The organism is Pseudonocardia sulfidoxydans NBRC 16205 (assembly GCF_007989085.1).
GTDB classification, from domain to species: domain Bacteria; phylum Actinomycetota; class Actinomycetes; order Mycobacteriales; family Pseudonocardiaceae; genus Pseudonocardia; species Pseudonocardia sulfidoxydans.
This window is the reverse complement of sequence record NZ_BJVJ01000009.1, coordinates 1-24,409: the sequence shown is the minus strand read 5'-3', so window position 1 is coordinate 24,409 and position 24,409 is coordinate 1. Positions and strand designations below refer to the sequence as shown.

Genomic DNA, 24,409 nt, shown 5'->3' with positions numbered 1-24,409 from the left:
AGATGACCATTCAGAAACTGCTCGTCGCCAACCGTGGGGAGATCGCGGCGCGGGTGATGCGCACCGCGCACCGTCTCGGCATCTCGACGGTCGCCGTGTTCTCCGACCCCGACGCCGACGCCCCCCACGTCCAGCTCGCCGACGAGGCGGTCCGGCTCCCCGGGGCCGCCCCGTCGGACACCTACCTGCGCGCCGACCTGGTGATCGCCGCCGCCCAGGCCACGGGTGCCGACGCCGTGCACCCCGGCTACGGGTTCCTCTCCGAGAACGCCGGGTTCGCCCGCGACTGCGCCGCCGCCGGACTGACCTTCGTCGGGCCGACGCCCGAGGCCATCGCGTCGATGGGCTCGAAGCTGGAGGCCAAGGCGCTCATGGAGTCCGCCGAGGTGCCCGTGCTTCCCGGCGCCACGGTCACGGACGAGACGGACCTCGCGGCCGAGGCGGATCGGATCGGGTTCCCCGTGCTGGTCAAGGCCGCTTTCGGCGGTGGCGGGCGTGGCATGCGCATCGTCGGTGACACCGCGGAGCTCGAAGAAGCCGTCGACGGGGCGCGCCGCGAGGCGGCGTCGGCGTTCGGTGACGGGACGGTGTTCCTGGAGCGCTACGTCGTCGACCCCCGCCACGTCGAGGTGCAGATCCTCGGCGACACCCACGGCGAGGTCGTGAGCCTGTTCGAGCGCGAGTGCTCGATCCAGCGTCGCTACCAGAAGATCGTCGAGGAGTCGCCCTCTCCGGCGGTCGACGACGCGCTGCGCGCCGAGCTCGGGGCCGCCGCGGTCGCCGCGGGCAAGGCGATCGGCTACACCGGCGCCGGGACCGTCGAGTTCGTGATGGACCAGCAGGGGAAGTTCTTCTTCCTGGAGGTCAACACCCGGCTGCAGGTCGAGCACCCCGTCACCGAGCTGGTCACCGGGCTCGACCTGGTCGAGCAGCAGCTGCGCGTGGCCGAGGGCGACCCTTTGGGCGAGGCGGTCACGAGCGCGTCGATCAGCGGGCACGCCATCGAGGTCCGGCTCTACGCCGAGGACGTCGCCGCCGGGTTCCTGCCCGCGACGGGCACCCTGCACTCGTTCACGATCCCCTCCGGGGACGGCATCCGGGTCGATACGGGGTTCGTCGACGGCTCCGTGGTCTCGCCCCACTACGACCCGATGCTCGCCAAGGTCATCGCCCACGGCCCGACCCGCACCGACGCCGCCCGCGCGCTCGCCCGGGCACTGGCCCGCGCGAAGATCCACGGCGTCACGACGAACCGCGACCTGCTCGTCGGCATCCTGCGCGAGGAGGAGTTCCTCGCCGGGGGCACCGACACCGGCTACCTGACGCGACACGATCCTGCCGCGCTGAGCGCGCCGGCGGGCGGGTTCGCCCGGCACGCCGCCGCCGCCGCGCTCGCGGCGCAGGCCGCCAACCGGGCCGGCGCCCGGGTGCTGGCGACGGTTCCCTCGGGGTGGCGCAACGTCGGCGGCGAGCCGCAGCGTGCCGCGTACACGGTGGGGGACACCGAGATCGCCGTCGCCTACCGGTACCGGCGCGGGAAGCTCGACGTCCGTGTCGGCGACGTCGCGCTGGGCGAGGTCGTCGACGCGTCCGCGACCCCGGAGGCGGTCGTCCTGGAGGTCGACGGGGTGCGCCGTCGCTACACCGTCACCCGCGCCGACGGGGTGTCCTACGTGGACGGCCCGGACGGTTCGGTCGCGCTGGTCGAGGTGCCGCGCTTCGCCGACCCCAACGCCGCCGCGGCCGCGGGGTCGTTGCTCGCGCCGATGCCTGGTGGTGTCGTCCGCGTGCTGGCCGAGGCCGGTGCGTCGGTGACGGCGGGGCAGCCGCTCGTCGTGCTGGAGGCGATGAAGATGGAGCACACCGTCGCCGCCCCCGTCGACGGGATCGTGTCGGAAATCCATGTGGCGCAAGGGGACCAGGTCGACACCGGGCAGGTGCTCGCGGTGGTCGACGAGATGACGGAAGAGGCGGCCGCGGGATGACGGGCCGATGGGCGGCGGCCTGGCGAGGCAATGCGACCGCGACCGGGCTGACTCGGGTCGTGAGCGGCAATAGTCGCCATAGCGACTATTGCCGCTCACAGGGGTGGCTCCGGTGAGCGGGCAGGGGCTCGTGGCCGCGGCGTCGGGGATCACCCTCGACGCGCTGTACCGGCGCTCGTTCCGGGTGTTCGCCGACCGGGTCGCCGTGACCACCGGCGACCCCGACGGTCCGGTGTGGACCTACCGCGAGCTGGGCGAGCGCGCCGAGCGGCTGGCCGCCGGGTTCGCCGCGAACGGTGTCGGGCACGGCGACCGGGTCGCGGTGCTGTCCGAGACCCGGGCGGAGTTCGTCGAGATCTACGTGGCGCTCGCCCGGCTGGGCGTCACCGCGATCACGCTGAACATCCGCTGGCACGCCGAGGAGATCGCCCACGCCGTCGGCGTCGCTGCGCCGGTGGCATTCGTGTCGACAGCGCTGGGTGCCGACCGGGCTCTGGCGGTCCGCGACCGCTGCCCGTCCGTGCGCCACTGGTACTGCATCGACGGCACGGACGGCTTCGAGTCCTATGTGGACCTGCCCGTCGACGGTTCAGTGGCAGCCGACGTCGCCCAGCCGTCGGACGTGCACAACGTGCTCTACACGTCCGGCACCACCGGCCGGGCCAAGGGCGCCATGATCACCCAGGAGACCGCCGCGGTCCGCGCGCTGCGGCTCGCGCAGTGGTACACGCTCACCCCCGACGACGGGTTCGTCGGCTGGCTGCCGCTGTTCCACACCGGCGGCGACGAGTCGCTCAACGCCACCCTGCTCACCGGCGGCAACTTCTGCGCACTCGCCACCGCACACACCGAGACGATGTTCGCCGCGATCCAGCGCCACCGTCTGACGTGGACGCTGCTGCTGCCCGGCGTCATCACCGACGTCCTGCACCACGAGCGCCGCACCGACTACGACCTGTCGACGCTGCGCTTCGTGATCGGCTACGCCAACATGATGCCGACCGTCGTCCGGGAGATCACCGCGGCGCTCGACGTCGACTTCAACGACGCCTTCGGCCAGACCGAGACCAGCTACGTCCTCGCCCACGGCTGGAGCGGACCCGGCGAGGACCCGCACATGCGCAAGATGCCGACCCCACTGATGGAGGTCCGCATCGTCGACGCGCAGCTGAACGAGACACCCGTCGGCGTCCCCGGCGAATGCGTCGTGCGCGGGCCCAGCATGATGGCCGGCTACCTCGACGACCCGGAGGCCACCGCCGAGGTGTTCGCCGGCGGCTGGCTGCACACCGGCGACGTCCTCGTCCGCCACGACGACGGCTCGCTGTCCTACGTGGACCGGGCGAAGTACCTGATCAAGACCGGCGGCGAGAACGTCTACCCGGCCGAGGTCGAACAGGCGATCGCCGCGCACCCCGGGGTGCAGGAGGTGTGCGCCTACGGCGTGCCCGACCCGCGCTGGGGCGAGACGGTGAAGGTCGTGGTGGTCCGCGCGCCCGGCGGTTCCGTCACCGGCGACGAGGTGGTCGCATGGTGCCGGGAGCGGCTCGCAGCGTTCAAACGGCCCCACTTCGTGGAGTTCGTCGACGCCTCCGAGCTGCCCCGCAGCACCACGGGAAAGCTACAGCGCCACCTGCTCGCCGAGCGCGGCGCCGACGAGAAGGAGCGCGTGTGAGTGCCCCGCACATCCTGGTGAAGGACGAGGGCCGGGTCCGGATCATCACGATCGACCGGCCCGACCGACGCAACGCGCTGACCCCGGTGACCGTCGCCGAGATGGAAACCGCGCTGCGCGAGGCCGCCGACGGCAGCGACATCGGCGCGGTCGTGCTCACCGGCTCCGGCGGGCACTTCTCCGCGGGCGGGGACGTCGACCACATCCTCGACGCCGCGGGCGGTGACGACACCGGCCTGCTCACGATGATGCGGGCGTTCCACCGGGTGGTCGTCGAGATCTGGGAGTCGCGGCTGCCGGTGGTGGCCGCGGTGTCCGGCATCGCCTACGGCGGCGGCATCAACCTGGCGCTGGTGTGCGACCTCGTCGTCATGTCCGCCGACGCCCGCATCTGCGAGGTGTTCGTCAAGCGCGGCATCGTGCCCGACGTCGCCGGCGCCTACCTGCTGCCACGCATCGTCGGGATGCACCGGGCACGGGAGCTCATGCTGCTCGCCCCGGAGATCGGCGCGCAGCGGGCCCTGGAGCTGGGCATCGCCAACGTCGTCGAGCCCGACGCCGACACCGCCCTCGCCACCGCCGTCGCGAAAGCCCACGAGCTGGCGGCGATGCCCGACTACACCGTCGCCCTGACGAAGAAGCTGGTGAACCGCAGCCTCGACGCCGACCTGCGGGGATCCCTGGAGCTGGAGGCGGTCACGCAGGCCGCCGCGCTGCGGTCCGAGGCCGCGGTCGAAGGGTTCGAGGCATTCCGTCAAAGTCGAGGGAAGGGTCGTCGATGAACATTGCGATGTTGTTGCGCCGCAGCGCATCAGATCACGCGGACCGGGTCGCGCTCGGCCGCGACGACACCCGGGTCACCTACGCGCAGTACGCCGACACCGGCGCCCGGTTCGCCGCGCATCTGCTCGCCCAGGGACTGGCGCCGGGGGAGCGCGTCGGGTTCTTCCTGCCCAACACCCTCGACTACCTGCCGGGCCTGCTCGGCGTGTGGCAGGCGGGCGGCGTCGGCGTCCCGCTCAACGTACTGTTCCCCGACGCCCCGCTGCGCCACGCGATCCTCGACTCCGGCGCGACCGCCGTCGTGTGCCTGCCCGACGACGTCGAGCGCCTCCAACGCCTGCTCGGTGACGCACCGGTGCGGCTGCTCACCACAGGCCCCGGCGGCGGGTTCACCGAGGCCGTCGCCGGCAGCGAGCCCACCGACACCGTCGTCCCCCGCCACGACGCCGACAACGCCCTGATCATGTACACCTCCGGCTCGACCGGGGTGCCCAAGGGCGTGCGGCAGACCCACCGCAACGTCACCGCGCAGGTCGAGGCCGTCATCGACTGGTACGCCATCACCGGCGACGACCACGCCCTCAACTGCATGCCGCTGTTCCACGTCGGCGGCCTGCACCTGATCAGCCTGCCGACGCTGCTGCGGGGCGGGCGCATCACGTTCATGGGCAAGTGGGACCCGCTGGTGTGGCTCGACCTCGCGACGACGCTGCGCCCCACCTACGGCGGCCTGATCTCGACGATGCTCATCGACGTCGGCAACCGCACCGCCGGCTCGCCCGTCGTCCTCGACTCCTTCCGCATCTGCATGTTCGGTGGCTCCCGCACCCCCAACACCCCGATCGAGCGGCTCGCCGCCGGCACCGGCATCCAGGGCGTGGAGATCTACGGCCAGACCGAGCAGAACGGGCTCGCGATCAGCTACCGCCCCGACGAGCCGCGGCGCACCGGGTCGATGGGCCGGCCGCTGTCGCAGGTCGTCGAGACCCGGCTCGTGCCGCCCACCGGCGGGCCCGACATCGAGCCCGGCTCCGACGGGGTCGGCGAGCTGTGGGTGCGCGGCGACGCCGTGACCCCCGGCTACTGGAACCGCCCCGACCTCGAACCGGGCGCCGGCTCGGAGAAGTGGGCGGGCGACGGCTGGTTCCGCACCGGCGACCTCATGTCGAGCGACGCCGACGGCTACCTGTTCTACGTCGACCGGATCGACGACATGATCGTCTCCGGCGGGGAGAACGTCTTCCCGCAGATGGTCGAGGAACACCTCGCCGAGTGCCCCGACATCGCGGAGGTCGCCGTCATCGGCACCGCCCACGAACGCTGGGTGGAGCAGGTCACCGCGATCGTCGTGCCCGCCAACCCGGGCGTGACCGCGGAGTCGATCGCCGAGTGGGCCTCCACGCACCCGGACCTGCGCGGCATCTCCCGGCCCCGGCGCATCGAGATCGTCGACGCCCTGCCGCGCACCGGCTCCGGCAAGTTGAACCGCCCCGAACTGCGCAAGGAGTACCCGTGACCGGACCGGTCCGCTACGAGGTCGAAGACGGCATCGCCTGGCTGACGATCGACCGACCCGAGGCCCGCAACGCCCTGTCGAAGGCCGTCCGCGACGGGCTGTGGGACGGCATCCGCGCCTTCAACGACGACGACACTGCGAAGGTCCTGATCCTCACCGCCACCGGCGAGCGCGCGTTCTGCGCCGGCGGCGACCTCAAGGAGATGGCCGAGACCTCCCTGCAGGTCCCGCCGCCGGACTTCCTGCCGCAGTTCGGCCGCAACATCGACGTGCCCAAGCCGACCATCGCCGCCGTCAACGGCGTCGCGTTCGCCGGCGGTTTCCTGCTGGCCCAGCAGTGCGACCTCGTCGTCGCCGCCGCGCACGCCTCCTTCGCGGTGAGCGAGGTGAAGGTCGGCCGCGGCTCGCCCTGGGCGGCGCCGCTGTCGTGGCTGGTGCCGCCGCGGCTGGCGATGGAGATCCTGCTGACCGGCGACCCCATCGACGCCGAACGCGCCTGCGACCTCGGCCTGGTCAACCACGTCGTCGACGCCGCCGACCTGCGCGACCACGCCCGCAACCTCGCCCGGCGCATCGCCGCCAACGCCCCGCTGTCGGTGCTCGCGAGCAAGCGCACCGCCTACCTCTCCGCCCAGTTCCCGATCGAGCAGGCCTACGAGAAGGCCGAGGAGATCTGGGAGCCCGTGTACATGTCCGCCGACGCCCAGGAGGGCCCGGCGGCATTCCGTGAGAAGCGCACCCCCGAGTGGAAGGGACGGTAGCCGTGCCGGTTTCGATGGACGCCCTCGCCGACGACGTGGCCGCCGAGACGGCCGTGCTCCGCGAGATCCTCGTGGGCCTGTCGGAGGACGACTGGCGTCGTGACACCCCCGCCGCGGGCTGGACGATCGCCGACCAGGTGAGCCACCTCGCGCACTTCGACGCGACCGCGGTCAAGTCGGCGGTCGACCCCGACGGGTTCCGCGCCGACGTCGACAACTCCCCGCCGATCGACCCCGACGCCGTCGCCCTGCAGTACCGCGACCTCACCGGCGCGGAGATGCTGCGCTGGTTCGACGGCGAACGGGAGCGGCTGCTGGAGACGTTCCGCGGGCTCGACCCCGGCACACGGGTGCCCTGGTACGGACCGCCGATGAGCGCGGCGTCGTCGCTGACCGCCCGGCTCATGGAGACGTGGGCGCACACCCAGGACATCGCCGACACCGTCGGCGTCACCCGCGAGCCCAGCGGCCGGCTGCGCCACGTCGCGCACATCGGCATCGGCGCGCGGATCTACAGCTACGCCGTCAACGGGATCGCCCAGCCCGAGGCGCCCATCCGCGTCGAGCTCACCGCACCCGACGGCTCGACCTGGACGTGGGGCCCCGAGGGCGCGGCCGACCGGGTCACCGGCCCGGCCCTCGACTTCTGTCTCGCCGTCACACAACGACGCCACCGCGACGACACCGCGCTCGAGATCACCGGGCCGGTCGCGAACGAGTGGATGTCGTTCGCGCAGGCGTTCGCGGGCCCGGCCGGGCCGGGCAGGAAGGCAGGACAGTTCTCGTGACCGACCTCGTCGACACCGCACGGCGGCCGGTGATCATCGGCAACTGCTCGGGCTTCTACGGTGACCGCATCGGCGCCGCCCGGGAGATCGTCGAGGGCGGCCCGATCGACGTGATGTGCGGCGACTACCTCGCCGAGCTCACGATGCTGATCCTCGCGAAGGCGCAGGCCAAGGACCCGTCGACCGGTTACGCGAAGACCTTTCTCACCCAGGTCGAGCAGGTGCTCGGGACCTGCCTCGAACGCGGCATCAAGATCGTGTCGAACGCTGGCGGGCTCAACCCCGCCGGGCTGGCCGACGCGATCCGCGCCGTCGCCGACAAGCTCGGCCTGCAGGCCTCGGTCGCCCACGTCGAGGGTGACGACCTGCGCGGCGACCTCGGCGCGATCGTCCCCGCCGTCGAGGGCGCCCCCGTGTCGGCCAACGCCTACCTCGGCGGCTGGGGCATCGCCCAGGCTCTCGGCGCGGGTGCCGACGTCGTCGTCACCGGGCGGGTCACCGACGCCTCGCTCGTGGTGGGGCCCGCGGCGTGGTGGCACGGCTGGAACCCGACCGACTGGGACGCGCTGGCCGGCGCCGTCGTGGCCGGGCACGTGATCGAGTGCGGTCCGCAGGCCACCGGCGGCAACTACGCGTTCTTCTCCGAGGTGAAGGACCGCCGCTACCCGGGCTTCCCGATCGCCGAGGTCGCCGCCGACGGCTCGACCGTCATCACCAAGCACCCCGACACCGGCGGACTCGTGTCGCCCGGGACCGTGACCGCCCAGCTGCTCTACGAGATCCAGAGTCCCGCCTACCTGGGCCCCGACGTCACGACCCACTTCGACACGATCGCGCTGGACCAGGAGGGCGAGCACCGCACCCGGATCTCCGGCGTGCGCGGCAGCGCCCCACCCGACACCCTCAAGGTGGCCCTCAACGACAACGGCGGCTACCGGAACTCGATGACCATGGTCCTCACCGGGCTCGACATCGAGGACAAGGCCGCCTTCGCCGAGGAGATGCTCTTCGACATCCTGGGCGGGCGCGACCGCTTCGACGAGGTGGACGTCACGCTGCTGCGCTTCGACCGGCCCGACGCCGGGGCGAACGAGCAGGCGACGGCGCACCTCAAGGTCACCGTCAAGGCCCAGGACCCGAAGCTGGTCGGGCGCGCCTTCTCCAACGCGACGATGGAGCTCGCGCTGGCCGGCTACCCCGGCTTCCACACGACGACCCCGCCCTCGAGCGAGTCTGCCTTCGGCATCTACCGGCCCGCTGCGGTGCCGCGTACCGCCGTGACCCAGACCGTGGTGCTGCCCGACGGGACGCGTCAGGTCGTGGCCGATCCGCCGACCGGGCCCGCCGACGTCGCGGCGCCCGCCGGGGCCGCGACCGGCGCCGCCACCGCGCCCACCGGGCCGACCCGCCGTGCGCCGCTGGGGACGGTCTGCGCGGCCCGCTCCGGGGACAAGGGGGGCAACGCCAACATCGGGCTGTGGACGCGCGACGACGCCGGGTACGCCTGGATGGCCGCGACCCTCGACACCGAGACCCTCCGGGGGCTGCTCGGGCCGGAGGCCGCGGACCTGCGGATCGACCGGTACGAGCTGCCCAACCTGCGCGCCCTGAACTTCGTGGTGCACGGGCTGCTCGGCGAGGGCGTGGCCTCCACGACGCGGCCGGACCCGCAGGCGAAGGGCCTGGGCGAGTACGTGCGCAGCCGCCTGGTGGACGTGCCGCAGGAGCTGCTGCAGGACTGATCGCGAGACCGTCGACTCGAACATGTGTTCGAGACTAGCGACGGACTCCGACAGTTCTCGGTGATGCCGGAGCCGTCAGGCCCGGGCATCACCCGTCCGGGTGAGCGGCCCTGCCACCCACCGGTCGGCCTCCGCGCGTGAGCGCAGCCGCACCACCGGTAGCTCGGGGCGGCGCACCCGCAGCCTCGCGATCCGCTCGGCCGTCGCGTACCGGGTGCGCCACGCCCAGCGCACGACGTGGTCGCGGTCGGACAGGAACGTCCGCAACGGCGGCTCCAGGTTGCCGTTCCACAGCACCTCACGCCGCACCCGCCGGCGCAGCGTCCGGGCCGTGACCTGGCGCATCACCGTCGTATGGGGCGGATCCAGCCACACCACCAGGTCGCAGCGGTCGGCCAGCAGGTCCCGCGCGGAGGAGTACTGCCACTCCGTCACCCATCCCGGACGGGTGCTGAACTCCTCCACGTGGGCCAGGAACGTCGGGCGCGGCGTCCAGCCCGGTCCGTGGAACAGCGCGTCGATCTCGATGTGCTCCACCCCGAGCACGTGCCCGATCCGGGCCGCGAGCGTCGTCTTGCCCGAGCCCGAGGTGCCGGCGACGACCACGCGCCAGGGCCGGGCGGGCAACGGGTCGGCACAGCCCAGCAGGGCGCGCACGTCAGTGCTCGGCGGCGTCCGTGTGCGCCAGCAGCACCTCGGCGAGTGCGGGGACGACCGCGACCGGCAGCGCGTGGCCCATCCCGGGCATCGTGACGAGTCTGGCGCCACCGATCGCGGCCGCGAGGTGCTCGCCGTGCGGCGGCGGGTTCACCGGGTCCTCCGGTGCCTCGACGACCAGCACCGGCACCGTCACCCCGGCCAGCTCCGGGCCGCGGTCCAGGCCGTCCTGGTCGGCCCTGGCGTGGGCGCTGGGGCTGTCCGGGCGCCCGGTGTGGGCGATGACCCGGCGTTCGAGCTCACGGAACTCGTCGGCGTCGAACGGGATCCCGGTGCCGTTGAGCAGCCGCCAGTGCTCGACGCGCCACGCGAGCTCGCCGGCGTCGTCGCGGGGGTCGTCGAACTCGCCCCACATCCGCAGCAGCGCCGTGCCCGGCCCCGGCATGTCAGGGACCTCCCAGGCGCTCAGGGCGGCCGTGCAGAACACCGTGGCCGACACCAGCCGGTCGGGGTGGTCGAGCAGGAGGAGCTGCACCAGCGTCCCGCCCAAGGACATGCCGACGACATGCGCCCTGTCGACACCCCAGGCGTCGAGGACGGCGACGGCGTCGGCCGCGAGGTCGGCGACGGCGTAGGGGGCTTCGTCGAAGGCCCAGGTGGACCGGCCGGTGTCGCGGTGGTCGTAGCGGATCACCGGGTGCCGGGTGCTCAGGCGGGCGAGCAGCTCCTCCGGCCAGACGATGCCGGAGGCGTTGGCCCCCATCACGAGCAGGATCGGATCGGCGTCGGCGGGCCCGTCGAGCCACTGCGACCACAGGTGCACGTCGGGTTCCACCTCGACGAAGCGATCCTCGACGAACGGGTCGGCTACGGCGTCCACGGGTCAAGCCTGCCAACGTCGGTCGGCGCGGCCGCACGCGGGGACCCCGTCACGGGATCCGCGCGGGTGGCCGGCGAGCGGCCCGGCGCGGCGGTCGTGGCCGCCGAGCCGGGCCGGAGCCCTCGCTCGCCCTCGCTGACGCTCGGTCGGCGCTACGCGCAGGCGCTGTGCCGATGGTTCGCTCGCTGACGCTCGCTCACTTGAGCGCGTCGAGCAGGGCCTGGCGCTGGCGGTCGCCGAGGCCGGCGGCACGGCGGGAGGCGTCGATGCCGGTCTTCTCCAGCAGCGCGGTGACCTTCGCGGGGCCGTAGCCCGGGAGGCTCTTGAGCAGGTCGGCGACCTTCGTCTTGCCGACGATCGCGTCGGACTTCGCGCGGTCGAGGACGGCGGGGATCGTCTCGTCGCCCCGGGCGATCGCGTCGCGCAGTTCCTTGCGGGCCGTACGCGCGGCGGCAGCCTTCTTCAGCGCCTCGGCGCGCTGTTCGGGAGTCAGCGTGGGCAGTGCCATGTGTCGAACTCCTCTTCTCGGTGAAGTGCCCGTCCTGGTCGAACGGGCCCGTCTTCGCCGCACAGACTGGCAGAAGCCGGGAACGACTGTCCGAGAACCCCCTGCTCAAGCCCGATACGCGGGCCTGCGCGTGCGCTCAGCGGGCCTCCGGAGGGCGTGTCGGCGGCCGCGGACCGATGCCGCGGGCCGGCGCCGGGGGCTCCGCGGCCCGCGTCGGGTGCCGCCCGCGGGGCCGGCGGGAAAAGCGCTGGTCAGCGCGTTGTGGTGGCCGCGGCGCCGGAGGGGGGTGGGCTGTCGCTCGCGGAGCAGGACGACGCCAGCGAGACGGGCGAGTCGGGCGGCGGGGTCGTCGTCGCGGTGTCCGAGTCGGTGCGGCTGCGGGACGCGGTGGTGCTCGGCGTCGCGAGCGGTCGGCCCTCGATGGAGGACGTCACGACCTGTTGCATGAAGCGCACGTCCGGATCGCCCGGGTTGAACCGGCCGTCCCGTTCGCTCGGGTCGGGCAGCGACGGGTCGAACGTGACGCTGCTGAGGTTCACGCCGTTGTCGGAGAGCAGTTCGACGAGTGGGGGCAGCAGGTCCTGCGGCATGTTCGTGTGGATGTTCTGTGTGGCCACCCGGGCCACGGACTGGAAGTTCGACAGCAGCGACGCCGGGCTCTTCTGGTCGAGCACTGCCTGGATGAGGCAGCGCTGGCGGCCCATCCGGTCGTAGTCGCTCGAGTCGCGACGCGACCGCGCGAACCACAGCGCCTGCTCGCCGCTCAGCTGTTGGACGCCCGGCGGGATGTAGCCGTCGGGGCGCACGTGGGCGCCGTTGGGCAGCACGCCGCCGATGGGCAGGGGGACGGGCCCGACGTCGACGGTGACGCCGCCCAGCGCGTCGATCAGCGCCGAGAAGCCCTCCATGTCGACCTCGAGGAAGTAGTCCAGCGGCAGTCCGAGCATGTAGGTGACCGTCTGCATCAGCAGGTTGATGCCGGGGTCGTCGGTCGGGCCCGGCGGCGCGACGCCCGGCGTCTCGTGGGCGTAGGCGTAGACGGCGTTGAGCAGGTAGTTCCCCGACAGCGGCTCGCGGGGGTCGCGGAAGCCGGTCGGGAACTTCTCGGCCATCGGCGAGCCGGGCGGGAACTGGGCACGCTGGACGTTGCGGGGCAGGCTGAACAGGATCGTCCGGGCCGTCCGGGTGTCGACGCTCGCGACCATCATCGTGTCGGTGCGGGTGCCGGTGCGATCGGGCCCGGCGTCGCTGCCGATCATCAGGACGTTGATCCGCGGCTTGTTGAACGCCTCCGCGGCGCTCGTGCCGCCGCCCTTGAACAGCTCGTTGAGCAGGTTGCGCTGGGAGTTCGCGAGGTTGGCCGCGAACCCGAACGGGGCGGCGACCACCAGGCACAACGCGATGACGACGACCGTGCCGAGCAGTTTGCGTCCCGCCGGCAGGCCCGGCGGGCGCGCCAGGGCCCACGTCCGCACGATGACGACGATCCAGCCCAGCGCCGCGGCCAGCACGACGACCGCGACGGCCGCCAGGACGCGCGCCGACAGGGCCGACTCGATGAGCGCCGACCGGCCGAGGAACGCCAGCAGGACGAGCGCGACGATCGCGAGCACGTAGGTGATCAGGATGGGCAGCCCGGTGCGCCGCCTGCCGAGGATGAGGTGGCCCGAGCCGGGCGCGACCGTCGAGGCCGCGGTGATGCCGAGGGCCGCGCCGAGGCTGCGGCGCCGGCGCGGTGGGCCGGCGGCGGGCGGTCCGCTGCGTGCGCCGCTCGTCGGGCGACGACCGCCCGCGGCGCCGCCGACGCGGGTGGGACCCGCCGTCGTGGGCTCGTCGGCGACATCGACGCCGGCCTCCGCGGCCGCCGTCGTGGTCGGGGCCGACGACGTCCGCCGGATCTCCTCGGTCGCCGCGGTCTGCTCGACCGGGCCGGCCGGTACCGGGCGGGGCATCGCGACGGTGGGCCGGGCGTCGGGGCCGGGTGGGCGCTGCGGGCCGGGGCGACGTCCGCGGCGCTCCGAGGCGCCCACCGGCCGACGACTCCCGGTGCCGGGTGGGCCGTCGGCTGCGGGGCGCATCGACGGGTCCGGGCGGCGTTCGGGCGGGCGGCCGGCGCCGGGGCGAGGTCCGTCCGAGGAGGGGCGGGGCGCACCGGAGGGCCGGGGGCCGTCGGCGGTGGGGCGGGGGTTCTCGGGAGCCGGGCGCGGCGGACGGCCGGGGCCGTCGGGACGAGCGGGACCCGGGGGCCGGGGACCCCGTCCGACCGGTCGCGGAGCGTCACCGGAACCGGGGGTGCGGGGCCCGTCGGTGCGGGCCCACAGCTGGGTCCGGCGGGCCTCGTCGCGTTCGGCGCGGCGGGGCCACGGGGACGGGACGGGGCGAGGGTGAGGTTCGTCCGGAGGGTGCACGCGGTCCCGCGGGTCCAGATCGTCCAACCGCAGGTCACCCCCCTCGTCCACTGGAGGCTACCCGCGGGTCGCCCGTGCCCGGCGGGGTCGCCGGGATGAGGGGTCACGACCGGCGTCCGGCACCTCAGGTCAGCGGAGCCTACTTGCAGTGACAGTGACCACTCTGCGCGACGGGGGTGTGACGTCCCGGCGTGCGTGGACCGGCCCGGGTGATCGCCGGGAACTACAGTGGTGCACCGGAGGTGTGGCCATGTCCGAGGTGCCGTCCACGGGTGCTGCGAGGGGCGGTGTCGCGGCCCGGCTGGAGGCCCTCCGCGCGCGGCTGCGCGCCGAGCCGAAGGTGCTCGTCGCCTACTCCGGCGGGGCCGACTCCGCGCTCGTCGCCGCCGTCGCCGCGGCCGAGCTCGGGGACGCGGCGGTCGCGGTCACGGCGGTGTCGGCGAGCCTGCCCGCCCGTGAGCGGCGCGCCGCGCGCGAGTTCGCCCGCGCGCACGGGATCACCCATGTCGAGGTGGCCACCGACGAGCTCGACCGCCCCGAGTACGTCGCCAACTCCGGCGACCGTTGCTTCCACTGCAAGACCGCGCTGCTCGACGTGCTGGTCCCGCTGGCCGGGCTGTCGGGTGCGGCGATCGCGCTGGGCACCAACGTCGACGACCTCGGTGACCACCGCCCCGGCCGGCGCGCCGCGACCCTGCGCGGGGCCATCGCGCCGCTCGTCGACGCCGGGCTCACCAAGGCCGACGTCCGGGAGGCCAGCGCGCTGCTCGGGCTGGAGACGGCCGCGAAGCCGGCGGCGGCGTGCCTGTCGTCGCGGGTCGCCTACGGCGACCCGGTGACCGCCGAGGTGCTCGCCCGGATCGAGGCGGCGGAGGAGGCGTTGCGCGACATGGGTTTCCCGACGTGCCGGGTCCGCGCCCACGCCGACGGGACCGTTGCGCGGCTGGAGGTCCCGGCCGGCGACCACGACCGGGTGTCGGCGGTGCGCGCCGAGATCGACGCGGCCGTGCGCGGCGCCGGGTTCGCGTTCTGCGCGCTCGACCTGCAGCCGTTCCGCAGCGGCCGGCTGAACGTGCTGCTGGGGCTGCCCACCGTGTCGCCGGCCTCGTGAGCGGCGGTTTCGACGACCTGGGCCACTCCCGTCCGGACACGGACCGGGAGGCGCGCCAGGGCCTGCCGGAGGTGGTGTTCGGGCCGGGCAAGACGGTCGCGGAGATCGCCGCGGTCGTCGGGAGCCTGCTCTCGGCCAACGACGGGCCGGTGCTCGTCACCCGGGTCGAGCCGGGGGTCGCCGCCGCCGTGCTCGCGCAGGTCGGCGACGGCGGCACCTACGTGGCCGACGGCAGGCTGCTGGTGTGGCGGCCCGCCGCGCCACGCGGGTTCGTCGTCGCCGTCGTGTCGGCCGGGACGTCCGACGGGCCGGTCGCCGCCGAGGCCGCCGCGGTGGCCGACGCCGCGGGGCTCACGGTGCGCCGCATCGCCGACGTCGGCGTCGCGGGCCTGCACCGGCTGCTGGCCGTCACCGACGACATCGCCGCCGCCGACGCCGTCGTGTGCGTCGCGGGCATGGAGGGTGCGCTGCCGAGCGTCGTCGGCGGGCTGGTGGGGGCGCCGGTGATCGCGGTGCCGACGTCGGTCGGCTACGGCGCGACCATGCAGGGCGTGACGGCGCTGCTGGCGATGATGTCGTCGTGCGCGGCCGGGATGACGGTCGTCAACATCGACTCGGGGTTCTCGGCGGCGATGGCGGCGTTCCGGATCGCGGTGTCACGCGACCGGATTGCGGTGCGGCGCAACACGGGAACGGAAGGGACGGGCGAGGTCGGGCGGCTCGTCCACATCGAGACCAATGTGGACGACGTGACCGGCGAGGTGCTGGGACACCTGGTCGAGCGGCTGCTGGGCGCCGGTGCGGCCGACGCGTGGGTCGCGCCCGTCGTCATGAAGAAGTCGCGGCCCGCGCACACCGTGCACGTGCTGGCCGCGCGGGCGGTGGCGGGGGAGTGCGAGCGGATCGTGTTCGCCGAGACCGGGACGCTGGGGGTGCGGCGGACGGTCGTCGAGCGGGTCGCGCTGCCGCGCTCGACGTCGGTCGTCGACGTCGGCGGGCACCCGGTGCGGGTGAAGCGGGGGCCGTGGGGCGTCAAACCCGAGCACGACGACGTGGCGGCGGCGGCCACGGCTCTGGGGCTGCCGCTGCGCGTCGTGGCGGCGCGCGCGCTCGCGTCGGCTCAGCCGGTGGCGGACTCCGGGGGCGCGGCCTCGTCGGACGAATCGGCGGAGGGGTTGACCAGGTAGGTCATCTCCGGTGGCGCGGCCAGCGTGCGGGTGACGTAGCAGACCCGCTTCGCGGCCTCGACGAGCTTGTCGAGCTCGGCGCCCTCGGGCGCGTCGGCGTGCACGTCGATGCGCAGCGCGTCGAAACTCGGGCCGTTGTAGTGGCCCGTGACGTCGACGCGCAGCCCCGACAGGGCGATGTCGCGCTTGCTCGCGCTGTAGGCCATCGCGGTCGTGAAGCAGGACGCGACCGACGCCAGGAACAGCTCGGTCGGCTGTGGTCCGGTGTCGGTACCGCCGGGGACGGAGGCGGGCTCGTCGGACACGACCTCGAAGCCGCCCGCGTCGACGACGGACCGCAGCCCACCGGCCCATCTGCCGTGGACGGTACGCTCGGTGACTCCCACGTCTTACCTCCTCGGAACTGCTGCAACACCGGTGCAACCGGCGTGGTGCATGGTGGCCGTCGTCACACGCCGGAAACGAACAGGGGGAGCTGTCGATGACAACCGTCGCTCACGCGCCCGTCCAGGTGATGACGTGCCGGGGCGAGTGCCCGGCCGCCGCACGTTACCCCGATCATCACGAGCTGCTCCTCGCCGTCGACACCGACGCCGAGGCCATGCTCGGCCTCCTCGAGCTCGCTGTGACCTGGCACGAGCTCGACTACACCGACGAGGCCGTCATCGGTCCCGCCGAGTGGCTCGACTTCGCCGCCACCCACCAGTGGGTGTTCCCCGACCGCGCCGAGCGGGCGTTCAGCCTCGCCGTCGACATCGTCGGCCGGCGCATCGCGGGCCAGGGCGCCGCCGCCGACGTGGCCTCGAGCCTCGCGACGGTGATCGAGCTCGTCCCCAACTGACGACGGAACGCGATACCGCGAACGTGCTCCCACCACCGCACTTCCTCGATCTCCCACCCCGCTCGGTCAAGCCGCGAGCGGTGGGGCTGACGCATGTCATCGATCCCGGGGCGGGCGTCCTCGCCACCCGGGATCTGCTGGCGTCCGCGGCGTCCCACATCGACATCTGGAAGGTCGGCTGGGGCACCGCCTACGTCGACTCCACGCTCGCGGAGAAGATCGCGCTGCTCGCCGAGCACGACGTCGCGGTGTGCCTCGGCGGCACGCTGCTCGAGATCGCCTGGGCGCAGGGCCGGGCCGAGGAGTGCCTGGACTGGGCGCGCGACACCGGCTTCACCCGCGTCGAGGTCTCCCGCGGCACCGTCGACATGAGCCTGCACGAGAAGGCGGCCCTCGTCCGCCGCGCGACCCGCGACTTCACGGTGCTCGCCGAGGTCGGCGACAAGGCGCCCGGCGAGGTGCTGGCCGCGCGTACGTGGCCCCACGAGGCCGAGTCCGACCTCGATGCCGGCGCCTCGCTCGTGGTCACCGAGGGTCGCCAGAGCGGCACCGTCGGCACGTTCGACGCCGCGGGCCGTGTCCGGCCCGACGTCGTGGAGGCCGTTGCGGCCGCGGTCGGCGTGGAGCGCATCGTGTTCGAGGCACCCAAGGCGTCGCAGCAGGCGTGGTTCGTGCGTCGCTTCGGACCCGACGTGAACCTGGGTAACGTGGCGCTGGGCGACGTCCTGTCCGCGGAGACGCTGCGGCTGGGACTGCGCTCGGACACCGCCGCCGTCGTCCGCCGGGACGAGGCCGGATCGGACACCGCGTGACGTCGGCAGACACCAGGAGGGTCCCGCTGCCGCGCACCACCACGCACGACGACCCCGGGACCGGCGCGCCGACGGCTCCGGTCGCGGGCTTCAGCGGCCCCAACCTGATCCCGAACCGGTACCGCGGGGTGTCGGTCACCCCGATCCCCGACGACGTGCCGCTCACCGAACAGGCGCTGCGTGCCTACCTGATGGGCCGGGACGCCTACCGCCGCACCAGGTTCGTGATCGCGCGCAAGCACGGCGACTTCTCGCAGGTCGCGCTGCTGCACGTCGAGCACGACACGCAGGGTGAGCTGTTCTCACCGGTCACGGCCGTCACCATGCTGGCGCGTCCCGACGAGTGCACGTTCGTCGTCGACGAGGCGGTCGACACCGGCATCCCGTCGGACCTCGTGCGGTGCGCCCGCGAGAAGGCCCCCGGCGCGCGGGTCGCGGTGATCCAGGGCCGCTACGCGCACATCAGCTTCGTGCTCGAACCGCGGATGCTCCACGTCGGCGTCCGGGAGGTCGTGCCGCCGGAGCCGGCCAAGCTGCTCGACCAGGCCCGCCGCATCCTCGCGGTCACCGAGAACCTGCCGCCCATGGACCTCGTCGGCGAGGTGACCGACCTGGCCGACCTCGCCACCCGGCTGCCCGACGCGCACTACCTGCTGCCGTGCAGGGGATCCGGGGGAGAGGTGCCGGGCGCGACGGTGTCGTACCTCGACGAGCACCCCGAGAAGGCCGACTGGACGCTGCTCGGCTGCGAGCGGTCCCGCCAGATCCACCAGTGGTTCTACGGCGAGGACCCGCCGCGCGTCGACTTCTGCCCCAAACGCACCCTGGAGGCGAACCCGCCCACCGACGGCATGGTGCTCACCAAGTGCTGCCTGCAGGAGGAGCACGTCGAGTCCGGCCCGGGCTGGGTGAGCGTCCCGTGGGGCGCGTCGCTGGAACACATCCGAGAGGCACTCGCCCTGCTCGCCGCACAGGAGGAGCCACCGTGGGCACCCGTCTGAGCTCGTCCGCCCTCTACGCGCACCTGTGGGGGACGCAGGAGACGGCGGCGATCTTCGACGAGAAGGCCATGCTGCAGACGTGGCTCGACGAGCTGGGTGCCCTCGCCCGGGCGCAGGCGTCGCTGGGGATCGTGCCGTCGGGGTCGGCGGCGGCGATCACCGCCGCGGCGAAGGTGGAGTCGCTGGACCTCGACTACGTCGCCGAGCAGACCCGCGCGACGTCGCACTCCACGCTGGGCCTGATCCGCGGACTGCTGCGGGTGCTGCCCGAGGACGTCCGCGAGCACGTCTACATGGGCGCGACCGTGCAGGACGTGTCCGACACGTGGTTCGGGCTGGTCATGCGCGACGTCGGCGCCGTCGTGTGGCGCGACCTGCGGGCGATCGAGGCGTCGCTGCTCGAGCTGGCGCGGCGCCACCGCGACGACGTCATGGCGGGCCGCACGCACGGGCAGCCGGGCGCCCCGATCACGTTCGGGTTCAAGGTGGCCTCGTGGGCCGACGAGGTACGCCGCCACCTCGACCGGCTGCGTGAGGGCCGGCCGCGCTGGGTCGTCGGACAGCTGGGCGGGGCCGTCGGTGCGCTGGCGTTCTTCGGTGCCGACGGGCCCGAGCTGCGCGCGCGGTTCTGCGCCGAGCTGGGCCTGGGCGACCCGGGCATCTCGTGGCTCACCTCGCGTGACCGCGTCGCCGAGTTCGGGACGGTGCTCGCGATGGTCTGCGGGACGCTCTCGCGCATCGGCACCGAGGTCTACGAGCTGGCCCGCCCCGAGATCGGGGAGCTGGCCGAGGCCGCGCCGTCGGGTGCGGTCAGCTCGATCACCATGCCGCACAAGCGCAACCCCGAGGGCTCCGAGCATCTCGACACCCTCGCGCGGCTGGTGCGGTCGTCGTCGGCGGTGCTGGTGGAGGGGATGGTCGGGGGCCACGAGCGCGACGGGCGGTCCTGGAAGGCCGAGTGGATCGCGCTGCCCGAGGCCTGCCAGCTGACGGCCACGGCGCTGCGGCTGGGGCGCGGGCTGCTCGACGGGCTCGAGGTCCACACGGACGCCATGGCCGCCAACGTCGCCCGCTACGGCGGTGGGCTGGAGTCCGAACGCGTCCTGGCCGGGCTGTCGGCCGAGATCGGCAAGCACAAGGCGCAGCAGGTGTTGCACGAGTTGTTGCGCGAGGAGGGCACCGGCCTGACCGAGGGGCTCGTCGCGCGGGGGCTGGCCACCGCCGAGCAGGTGCACGCGTGGGGTCACGGGCCCGCCGTCGACGCCGCTGCCCGCATGGTCGACGTCGTGCTGGAGCGGGCCGCCGTCGCCCGCGCCGCCGAGCCCGAGGAGTGGGCGTGACCGGGGCCGTCCGCGACGTCGCCGCCGCGCCGTGGGCCGGGCTCGCCCGGTTCCCCCTCGCCGTCGGTCCGACACCGCTCGTGCGCGCCCCGCGGCTGGAGGCCGCGCTGGGTCTGGGCCCCACACTGGTCAAGCGCGACGACCTGATCGGGTTCGGCGTCGCCGGCAACAAGACCCGCCCGCTGGAGTTCCTGATCGGAGCGGCGCTCGCGCAGGGTGCGCGGGTGTTCGTCACCGGCGGCGGTCCGGGCTCGAACTTCTGTGCGGCCGCGGCGATGGCCGCGCGCGCCGCCGGGCTGGCGTGCGAGCTGCACGTGTGGGGCGATCCGCGCTCGGCCAACCTGGCCCTCGCGACGGCCGCGGGCGCCACCCTGGTGCCCACGGGTGGGACGGTCCGCGAGCAGGTCGACGAGCAGATCGCGGCGCGCGTGACCCAGCTCGGCGACGGCGCCTACGGCGTGCCCCGCGGCGGGTCGACGCCGCTGGGTGCGGTCGGTTTCGCGGCCGGCGCCGCCGAGCTCGCGGCCCAGCTCGACGCGCTCCAGGTGCGTCCAGGGCTCATCGCGCTGCCCGTCGGGTCCGGCGGCAGCGTCGCCGGGCTGCTGGCCGGGCTGGCGGCGGTGGGCCTCGACGTCCCCGTCCTGGGCGTGTCGGTGAGCCGGCCGCTCGAGGAGATCCGGGCCAAGGTCGACGACCTCGCCGCAGGCTGCGCCGCGCTGCTGGGCACGGCGGCGCCCGACCCGGCGCAGCTCACGATGGTCGACGCTCGTGGTCCCGGGTTCGGGTCGGCGACCGACCGGGAGCGCAGGCACGCGCGTGAGGCGCTGTGGGCCGAGGGCCTGCTGCTCGACGAGACGTACGGGGCCGAGGCCTTCTCCGCGGTGGTCGACCTGGTCGACCGTCCGGCGGGCCCGGTCCTGTGGTGGCACACCGGCGGGCTGCTGCCCGCGTTCGGCTCCATCCTGAAGGGACCAGCATGACCACCCCGACCCGGCCCGCGGGACGCGCTCTCGGCTTCCCGCAGACCGGTCCCGCCCCCGAGCTGATCGAGTCGGGGTTCGCCCTGGAGAACGCGGACGCGAGCTTCCTGCACCGCGGGCTGAACCTGGCCGACATCGCGCACGTGCTGGACCTGCGCCGTCGGGAGATCGTCCCGGAGGCAGCGGCCCGCGAGCTGCTCGCGCTGCTGGTCGAGGTCACCGACGTGGCGGCCGACGACTTCCCGTACGACCCGTCGCACGGCGAGCCGTACAACTCCCGTGAGCACTACTTCGTGTCCCGCATCGGTGACGTCGCGGGGTGGCTGCACGCCGGCCGTCCGCGCCGTGAGGCCGCGCGGGTGGCGCTGCGGCTGCACCTGCGCCGCCAGCTGACCGAGCTGGTCGAGGAGTCGGTGGAGTTCGCCCGCGGCGCGGTGACGACGGCGGAGAACCACGCGGCGACGTTCCTGCCGGACCAGACCTACCTGCAGCAGGCGCAGCCGTCGACGTTCGGTCACTACCTGTTGTCGTTCGTATACCCGGCGGTGCGCGACGCGCGCCGGCTGCTCGACGAGCTCGACTGGGTCGACTCGTCGCCGGGCGGTGCGGGCTGCGTCAACGGTACCCGGCTGCTCGACGACCGCGGCCCCGTCGCGGCGGCGCTCGGCTTCCGCGGGGTCATCCCGCACACCCGTGATGCCATGTGGCAGGTCGACGGGCTGGTGCACATCCTCGCGACCGCCGCGAGCCTGCTGTCGAACTTCTCGAAGCTGGCCGAGGACCTGGAGATCTTCTCCTCCAGCGAGTTCGACTTCGTCGACCTGGCCGACGCCTACACGCGGTCGAGCATCCTGATGCCGCAGAAGCGCAACCCGTACGCGTTGTCGATCATCCGGGGTGCCAACGGCGTGGTCATCGGCCGCCTGACGGGTTTCCTCGCGGTGACGAAGAGCCCGTCGGCGCGCAGCGACAACCTGATCTTCGCTTACGGCGAGGTGCCACGCGCGCTCGACCTGAGCCTGCGGATCACGCGTCTGACCAGCGGTGTCGTCCGGACGCTGAAGGTCAACCCGACGCGGATGCGCGAGGAGCTCGACCGCGGCTACACGCAGGCGACCGACCTGGCCGAGCACCTCGTGCAGCGCCTGGGCGTCGACTACCGGACGGCGTACGTCGTCGTCGGCAACACGGTGCGGGCGGCCAGCCGGGCCGGGATCCCGGGCGGTCAGATCACCGGCGCGATGATCGACGAGGCGGCCGTGGCGCACACCGGCCGGAGCTGGGGACTGGCGGGGGAGGACCTGTCCGGCGTGCTCGACCCGGTCAGTATCGTGGCGTCCCGAGGCGCCGAGGGCGGTGCGGCCCCGGCAGCGGTGGCCGACATGGTGTCGCGGCTGCGCCTCGACCTGGACGAGCTCGCGCAGGACGCGGCCTCGCGCACGGCCGGTTTCGACCGGTCCGAGGAGCAGTTGCTCGCCACGGCGCGTGAGGTCGTCGGGTGAGTGCGTCCGGGTGCAGTTGCGTTGTCACGGTGCGTGAGCAGATTCCGGGGCGTGCGTCGCCGCAGGTAGGCGCCCCACTACCCGGTGATTGACATCACGCACCCGTTGAGTATGGTGCTTTTCGTCTCCGATAGTGAATGCCACCCGGCGATTTCGGAAGACATTCGACAAGACGGTGAAAGAGGTCCGAGTGCCGCGCAAGACAGTCATCATCGGTGGAGGAGCGGCCGGTCTCGGCGCCGCGACGGGCGCGAAGACGGCGGACCCCACCGCTGACGTCGCCGTCTACACCCAGGCCGCCGACTCGGTGTACGGCTCCGCCGGCACCCCGGCCGACCCGGCCGACGTCGAGGACTTCGAGAAGCTGCTGGTCGCCGACGGGCAGGCCTACGCCGACGCCGGGGTCTCCGTGACCTTCGGCGCGCAGGTCACCGCGATCGACACCGCCGCCAAGACGATCACCGTCGGCGGCGCCCCGGTCTCCTACGACAGCCTCGTGATCGCCGCCGGTTCCGGCGCGGGCGACACGGTCCCCGGCAGCGACCTCACCGGTGTCTTCCACGTCAACGGCGGCCGCAGCGTCGCCGAGTGGAACGAGGTCATCGCCCGCACCAAGAGCGCGGTCGTCGTCAACGCCGGCGGCGTCGGCCTCGAGATCGTGACGGCGCTGGCCAAGCGCGGCGTCGAGACCCACCTCGTCGAGGCCGCCGGGCAGGTGCTCCCCACCCTGCTCGACCCCGACTTCGCCACCATCGTCCAGGACGGCTGGACCGAGCTCGGCGTGCACCTGCACCTCAACACCTCCGTCGAGGCGTTCGTCGGTGAGGGCGCCGTCCGTGCCGTCCGCACCTCCGAGGGTGAGATCGTCGCCGACCTGGTCGTCGTCGCCACCAACCGCGCCGCCGACACCGCGGTCGCGGCGGCCGCCGGCATCACCGTGGGCCCCGGCGGCGGCATCGTCGTCGACGACCACATGAAGACCTCCGCCGCCGACGTCTGGGCCGCGGGCGACGTGGCCGAGGTCGCGCACGGCGGTGGGGCCACCCCGCTGCTGGGCCTCACCACCTCGCACGCCTTCGCCGAGGGCCGTGCCGCCGGCACCAACGCTGCGGGCGGCGACCGCGCCTACAAGGCCGTCCGCATCCCGTGGAGCACCCAGGCCGGTTCGTCGGTCGTCGGCGGCACCGCGTTCAACGAGACGTCCGCTGCCGCCGCGGGCATCGCCTACGTCAAGGGCGAGGCCCAGGGCATCTCTCGCGCCCGGTACTACCCCGGCGTGAACATGGTCAAGGTGAAGCTCCTCGCGGAGACCGGCACCTTGCGCCTCATCGGTGCCCAGCTGCTCGGTGGCGGCGAGGGCATCAAGGAGCGTGCGAACTTCCTGGCCCAGGCCGTCAAGACCGGGCTGACCCTCACGGACCTCTCCACCATGGAGAACGTCTACTCGCCGGCGATCGGGGCCCTCAACGAGCCGATCGTCGTCGCCGCCACCAACGGTGTCGCGAACGCTCAGAAGGGCTGACCTGATGGCTTCGGGTGGTTTCTTCGGGTGGCTGCGCCACAACGCGGAGCACTATCTGCTGGTCGACTCGCAGAAGCAGATGGCCGAGCGTCACGGCACGGTCGCCCCCCGCTCCCCCAAGGGTGCGAAGGACGTCTTCTGGAGGAAGATCTTCGCCCCGATCTATGCAGTACTGCCGTGGTCCCTGCGGTCGACGATCATGAAGTCGATGCCAGGCAGCCACCGCAAGACGTGGGCCGCCCCGGCGACACCGCAGGGTGCGTCGTCGGCCCTCGACCAGTTCCAGTTCGTGACGCCCACCGTGAGCGTCGCGAAGGCGAACGCACACAGTCCCGAGAAGAAGGAGAGCACCGTGGCTCAGATTGTCGGTACCCGCGCCCAGGCCGGCGACGCGATCGTCGACTACGACC

At 73.4% G+C, this 24,409-nt stretch carries 22 protein-coding genes; 17 read left to right on the top strand and 5 right to left on the bottom strand.

Features of this window, described 5'->3' with window-relative positions; all coding sequences use genetic code 11:
- Positions 1-2: 2 nt before the first annotated feature.
- From PSU4_RS06925 to PSU4_RS06895, 7 genes are all read left to right on the top strand, one after another.
- On the top strand, positions 3-1,985 hold the full coding sequence (locus PSU4_RS06925) for an ATP-binding protein (protein ID WP_147103707.1): 1,983 nt from the start codon (positions 3-5) through the stop codon (positions 1,983-1,985).
- Between the two features lie 112 nt (positions 1,986-2,097).
- Positions 2,098-3,660 carry a class I adenylate-forming enzyme family protein gene (locus tag PSU4_RS06920; RefSeq protein ID WP_147103703.1) on the top strand — a complete coding sequence of 521 codons (1,563 nt, stop codon included), beginning with the start codon at positions 2,098-2,100 and terminating at the stop codon, positions 3,658-3,660.
- Entirely contained in the window at positions 3,657-4,442 is a 786-nt protein-coding gene (locus PSU4_RS06915) for an enoyl-CoA hydratase/isomerase family protein (RefSeq protein WP_147103700.1), read from the top strand. The genes PSU4_RS06920 and PSU4_RS06915 overlap by 4 nt, the downstream gene beginning before the upstream one ends.
- Positions 4,439-5,959 carry a class I adenylate-forming enzyme family protein gene (locus PSU4_RS06910; RefSeq protein ID WP_147103697.1) on the top strand — a complete coding sequence of 507 codons (1,521 nt, stop codon included), beginning with the start codon at positions 4,439-4,441 and terminating at the stop codon, positions 5,957-5,959. The genes PSU4_RS06915 and PSU4_RS06910 overlap by 4 nt, the downstream gene beginning before the upstream one ends.
- The gene (locus tag PSU4_RS06905; RefSeq protein ID WP_147103693.1) at positions 5,956-6,720 is read left to right on the top strand and encodes an enoyl-CoA hydratase/isomerase family protein; all 765 of its coding nucleotides are present in this window, start codon (positions 5,956-5,958) and stop codon (positions 6,718-6,720) included. The genes PSU4_RS06910 and PSU4_RS06905 overlap by 4 nt, the downstream gene beginning before the upstream one ends.
- Positions 6,721-6,722: 2 nt before the next feature.
- Positions 6,723-7,508 (top strand): TIGR03084 family metal-binding protein, encoded by a 786-nt coding sequence (locus PSU4_RS06900; protein ID WP_147103690.1) that lies wholly within the window; start codon positions 6,723-6,725, stop codon positions 7,506-7,508.
- Complete coding sequence (locus PSU4_RS06895) at positions 7,505-9,250, top strand: acyclic terpene utilization AtuA family protein (RefSeq protein WP_147103687.1); 1,746 nt, start codon at positions 7,505-7,507, stop codon at positions 9,248-9,250. Before PSU4_RS06900 ends, PSU4_RS06895 begins: the two co-directional genes overlap by 4 nt.
- 75 nt (positions 9,251-9,325) lie before the next feature.
- Here PSU4_RS06895 and PSU4_RS06890 read toward each other — a convergent pair whose 3' ends face one another.
- The 4 genes from PSU4_RS06890 to PSU4_RS06875 form a co-directional block, all read right to left on the bottom strand.
- Complete coding sequence (locus PSU4_RS06890) at positions 9,326-9,907, bottom strand: P-loop NTPase family protein (RefSeq protein ID WP_246114980.1); 582 nt, start codon at positions 9,905-9,907, stop codon at positions 9,326-9,328.
- Position 9,908: 1 nt separating this feature from the next.
- On the bottom strand, positions 9,909-10,787 hold the full coding sequence (locus PSU4_RS06885) for an alpha/beta fold hydrolase (RefSeq protein WP_246114979.1): 879 nt from the start codon (positions 10,785-10,787) through the stop codon (positions 9,909-9,911).
- 196 nt (positions 10,788-10,983) lie between these two features.
- Positions 10,984-11,295, bottom strand: a complete 312-nt coding sequence (gene mihF, locus PSU4_RS06880; protein WP_147103684.1) for an integration host factor, actinobacterial type — start codon at positions 11,293-11,295, stop codon at positions 10,984-10,986.
- 251 nt (positions 11,296-11,546) lie between these two features.
- Positions 11,547-13,325, bottom strand: coding sequence for an LCP family protein (locus PSU4_RS06875; RefSeq protein WP_186816789.1), 1,779 nt, complete (start codon positions 13,323-13,325; stop codon positions 11,547-11,549).
- A 628-nt stretch (positions 13,326-13,953) separates the two neighbouring features.
- Between PSU4_RS06875 and larE the strand changes: the two genes are divergently transcribed.
- Both larE and larB read left to right on the top strand, forming a co-directional pair.
- Positions 13,954-14,814 (top strand): ATP-dependent sacrificial sulfur transferase LarE, encoded by an 861-nt coding sequence (gene larE, locus PSU4_RS06870; RefSeq protein ID WP_147103676.1) that lies wholly within the window; start codon positions 13,954-13,956, stop codon positions 14,812-14,814.
- Complete coding sequence (gene larB / locus PSU4_RS06865) at positions 14,811-16,001, top strand: nickel pincer cofactor biosynthesis protein LarB (RefSeq protein ID WP_186816788.1); 1,191 nt, start codon at positions 14,811-14,813, stop codon at positions 15,999-16,001. Before larE ends, larB begins: the two co-directional genes overlap by 4 nt.
- Here larB and PSU4_RS06860 read toward each other — a convergent pair.
- Complete coding sequence (locus tag PSU4_RS06860) at positions 15,935-16,387, bottom strand: OsmC family protein (protein WP_147103670.1); 453 nt, start codon at positions 16,385-16,387, stop codon at positions 15,935-15,937. The genes larB and PSU4_RS06860 overlap by 67 nt on opposite strands.
- Before the next feature lie 95 nt (positions 16,388-16,482).
- On the opposite strand from PSU4_RS06860, the gene PSU4_RS06855 reads away from it, so the two are divergent.
- The 8 genes from PSU4_RS06855 to PSU4_RS06820 all read left to right on the top strand — a co-directional run.
- Positions 16,483-16,842: a hypothetical protein gene (locus PSU4_RS06855; RefSeq protein ID WP_147103667.1), complete on the top strand. Its 360-nt coding sequence runs from the start codon at positions 16,483-16,485 to the stop codon at positions 16,840-16,842.
- A gap of 23 nt (positions 16,843-16,865) precedes the next feature.
- Positions 16,866-17,654, top strand: a complete 789-nt coding sequence (locus PSU4_RS06850; RefSeq protein WP_147103665.1) for a phosphosulfolactate synthase — start codon at positions 16,866-16,868, stop codon at positions 17,652-17,654.
- Positions 17,651-18,655, top strand: a complete 1,005-nt coding sequence (locus PSU4_RS06845; protein WP_147103662.1) for an XcbA family protein — start codon at positions 17,651-17,653, stop codon at positions 18,653-18,655. The genes PSU4_RS06850 and PSU4_RS06845 overlap by 4 nt, the downstream gene beginning before the upstream one ends.
- Positions 18,640-19,995, top strand: coding sequence for a class-II fumarase/aspartase family protein (locus PSU4_RS06840; protein ID WP_147103659.1), 1,356 nt, complete (start codon positions 18,640-18,642; stop codon positions 19,993-19,995). Before PSU4_RS06845 ends, PSU4_RS06840 begins: the two co-directional genes overlap by 16 nt.
- Positions 19,992-20,975 carry a 1-aminocyclopropane-1-carboxylate deaminase/D-cysteine desulfhydrase gene (locus PSU4_RS06835; protein WP_186816787.1) on the top strand — a complete coding sequence of 328 codons (984 nt, stop codon included), beginning with the start codon at positions 19,992-19,994 and terminating at the stop codon, positions 20,973-20,975. Before PSU4_RS06840 ends, PSU4_RS06835 begins: the two co-directional genes overlap by 4 nt.
- On the top strand, positions 20,972-22,477 hold the full coding sequence (gene argH, locus PSU4_RS06830; protein ID WP_147103653.1) for an argininosuccinate lyase: 1,506 nt from the start codon (positions 20,972-20,974) through the stop codon (positions 22,475-22,477). The genes PSU4_RS06835 and argH overlap by 4 nt, the downstream gene beginning before the upstream one ends.
- Before the next feature lie 190 nt (positions 22,478-22,667).
- The gene (locus PSU4_RS06825) at positions 22,668-23,999 is read left to right on the top strand and encodes an NAD(P)/FAD-dependent oxidoreductase (protein WP_147103650.1); all 1,332 of its coding nucleotides are present in this window, start codon (positions 22,668-22,670) and stop codon (positions 23,997-23,999) included.
- Positions 24,000-24,003: 4 nt separating this feature from the next.
- Positions 24,004-24,409: hypothetical protein (locus tag PSU4_RS06820; RefSeq protein WP_147103647.1), on the top strand; the 406-nt coding region annotated here is incomplete at its 3' end.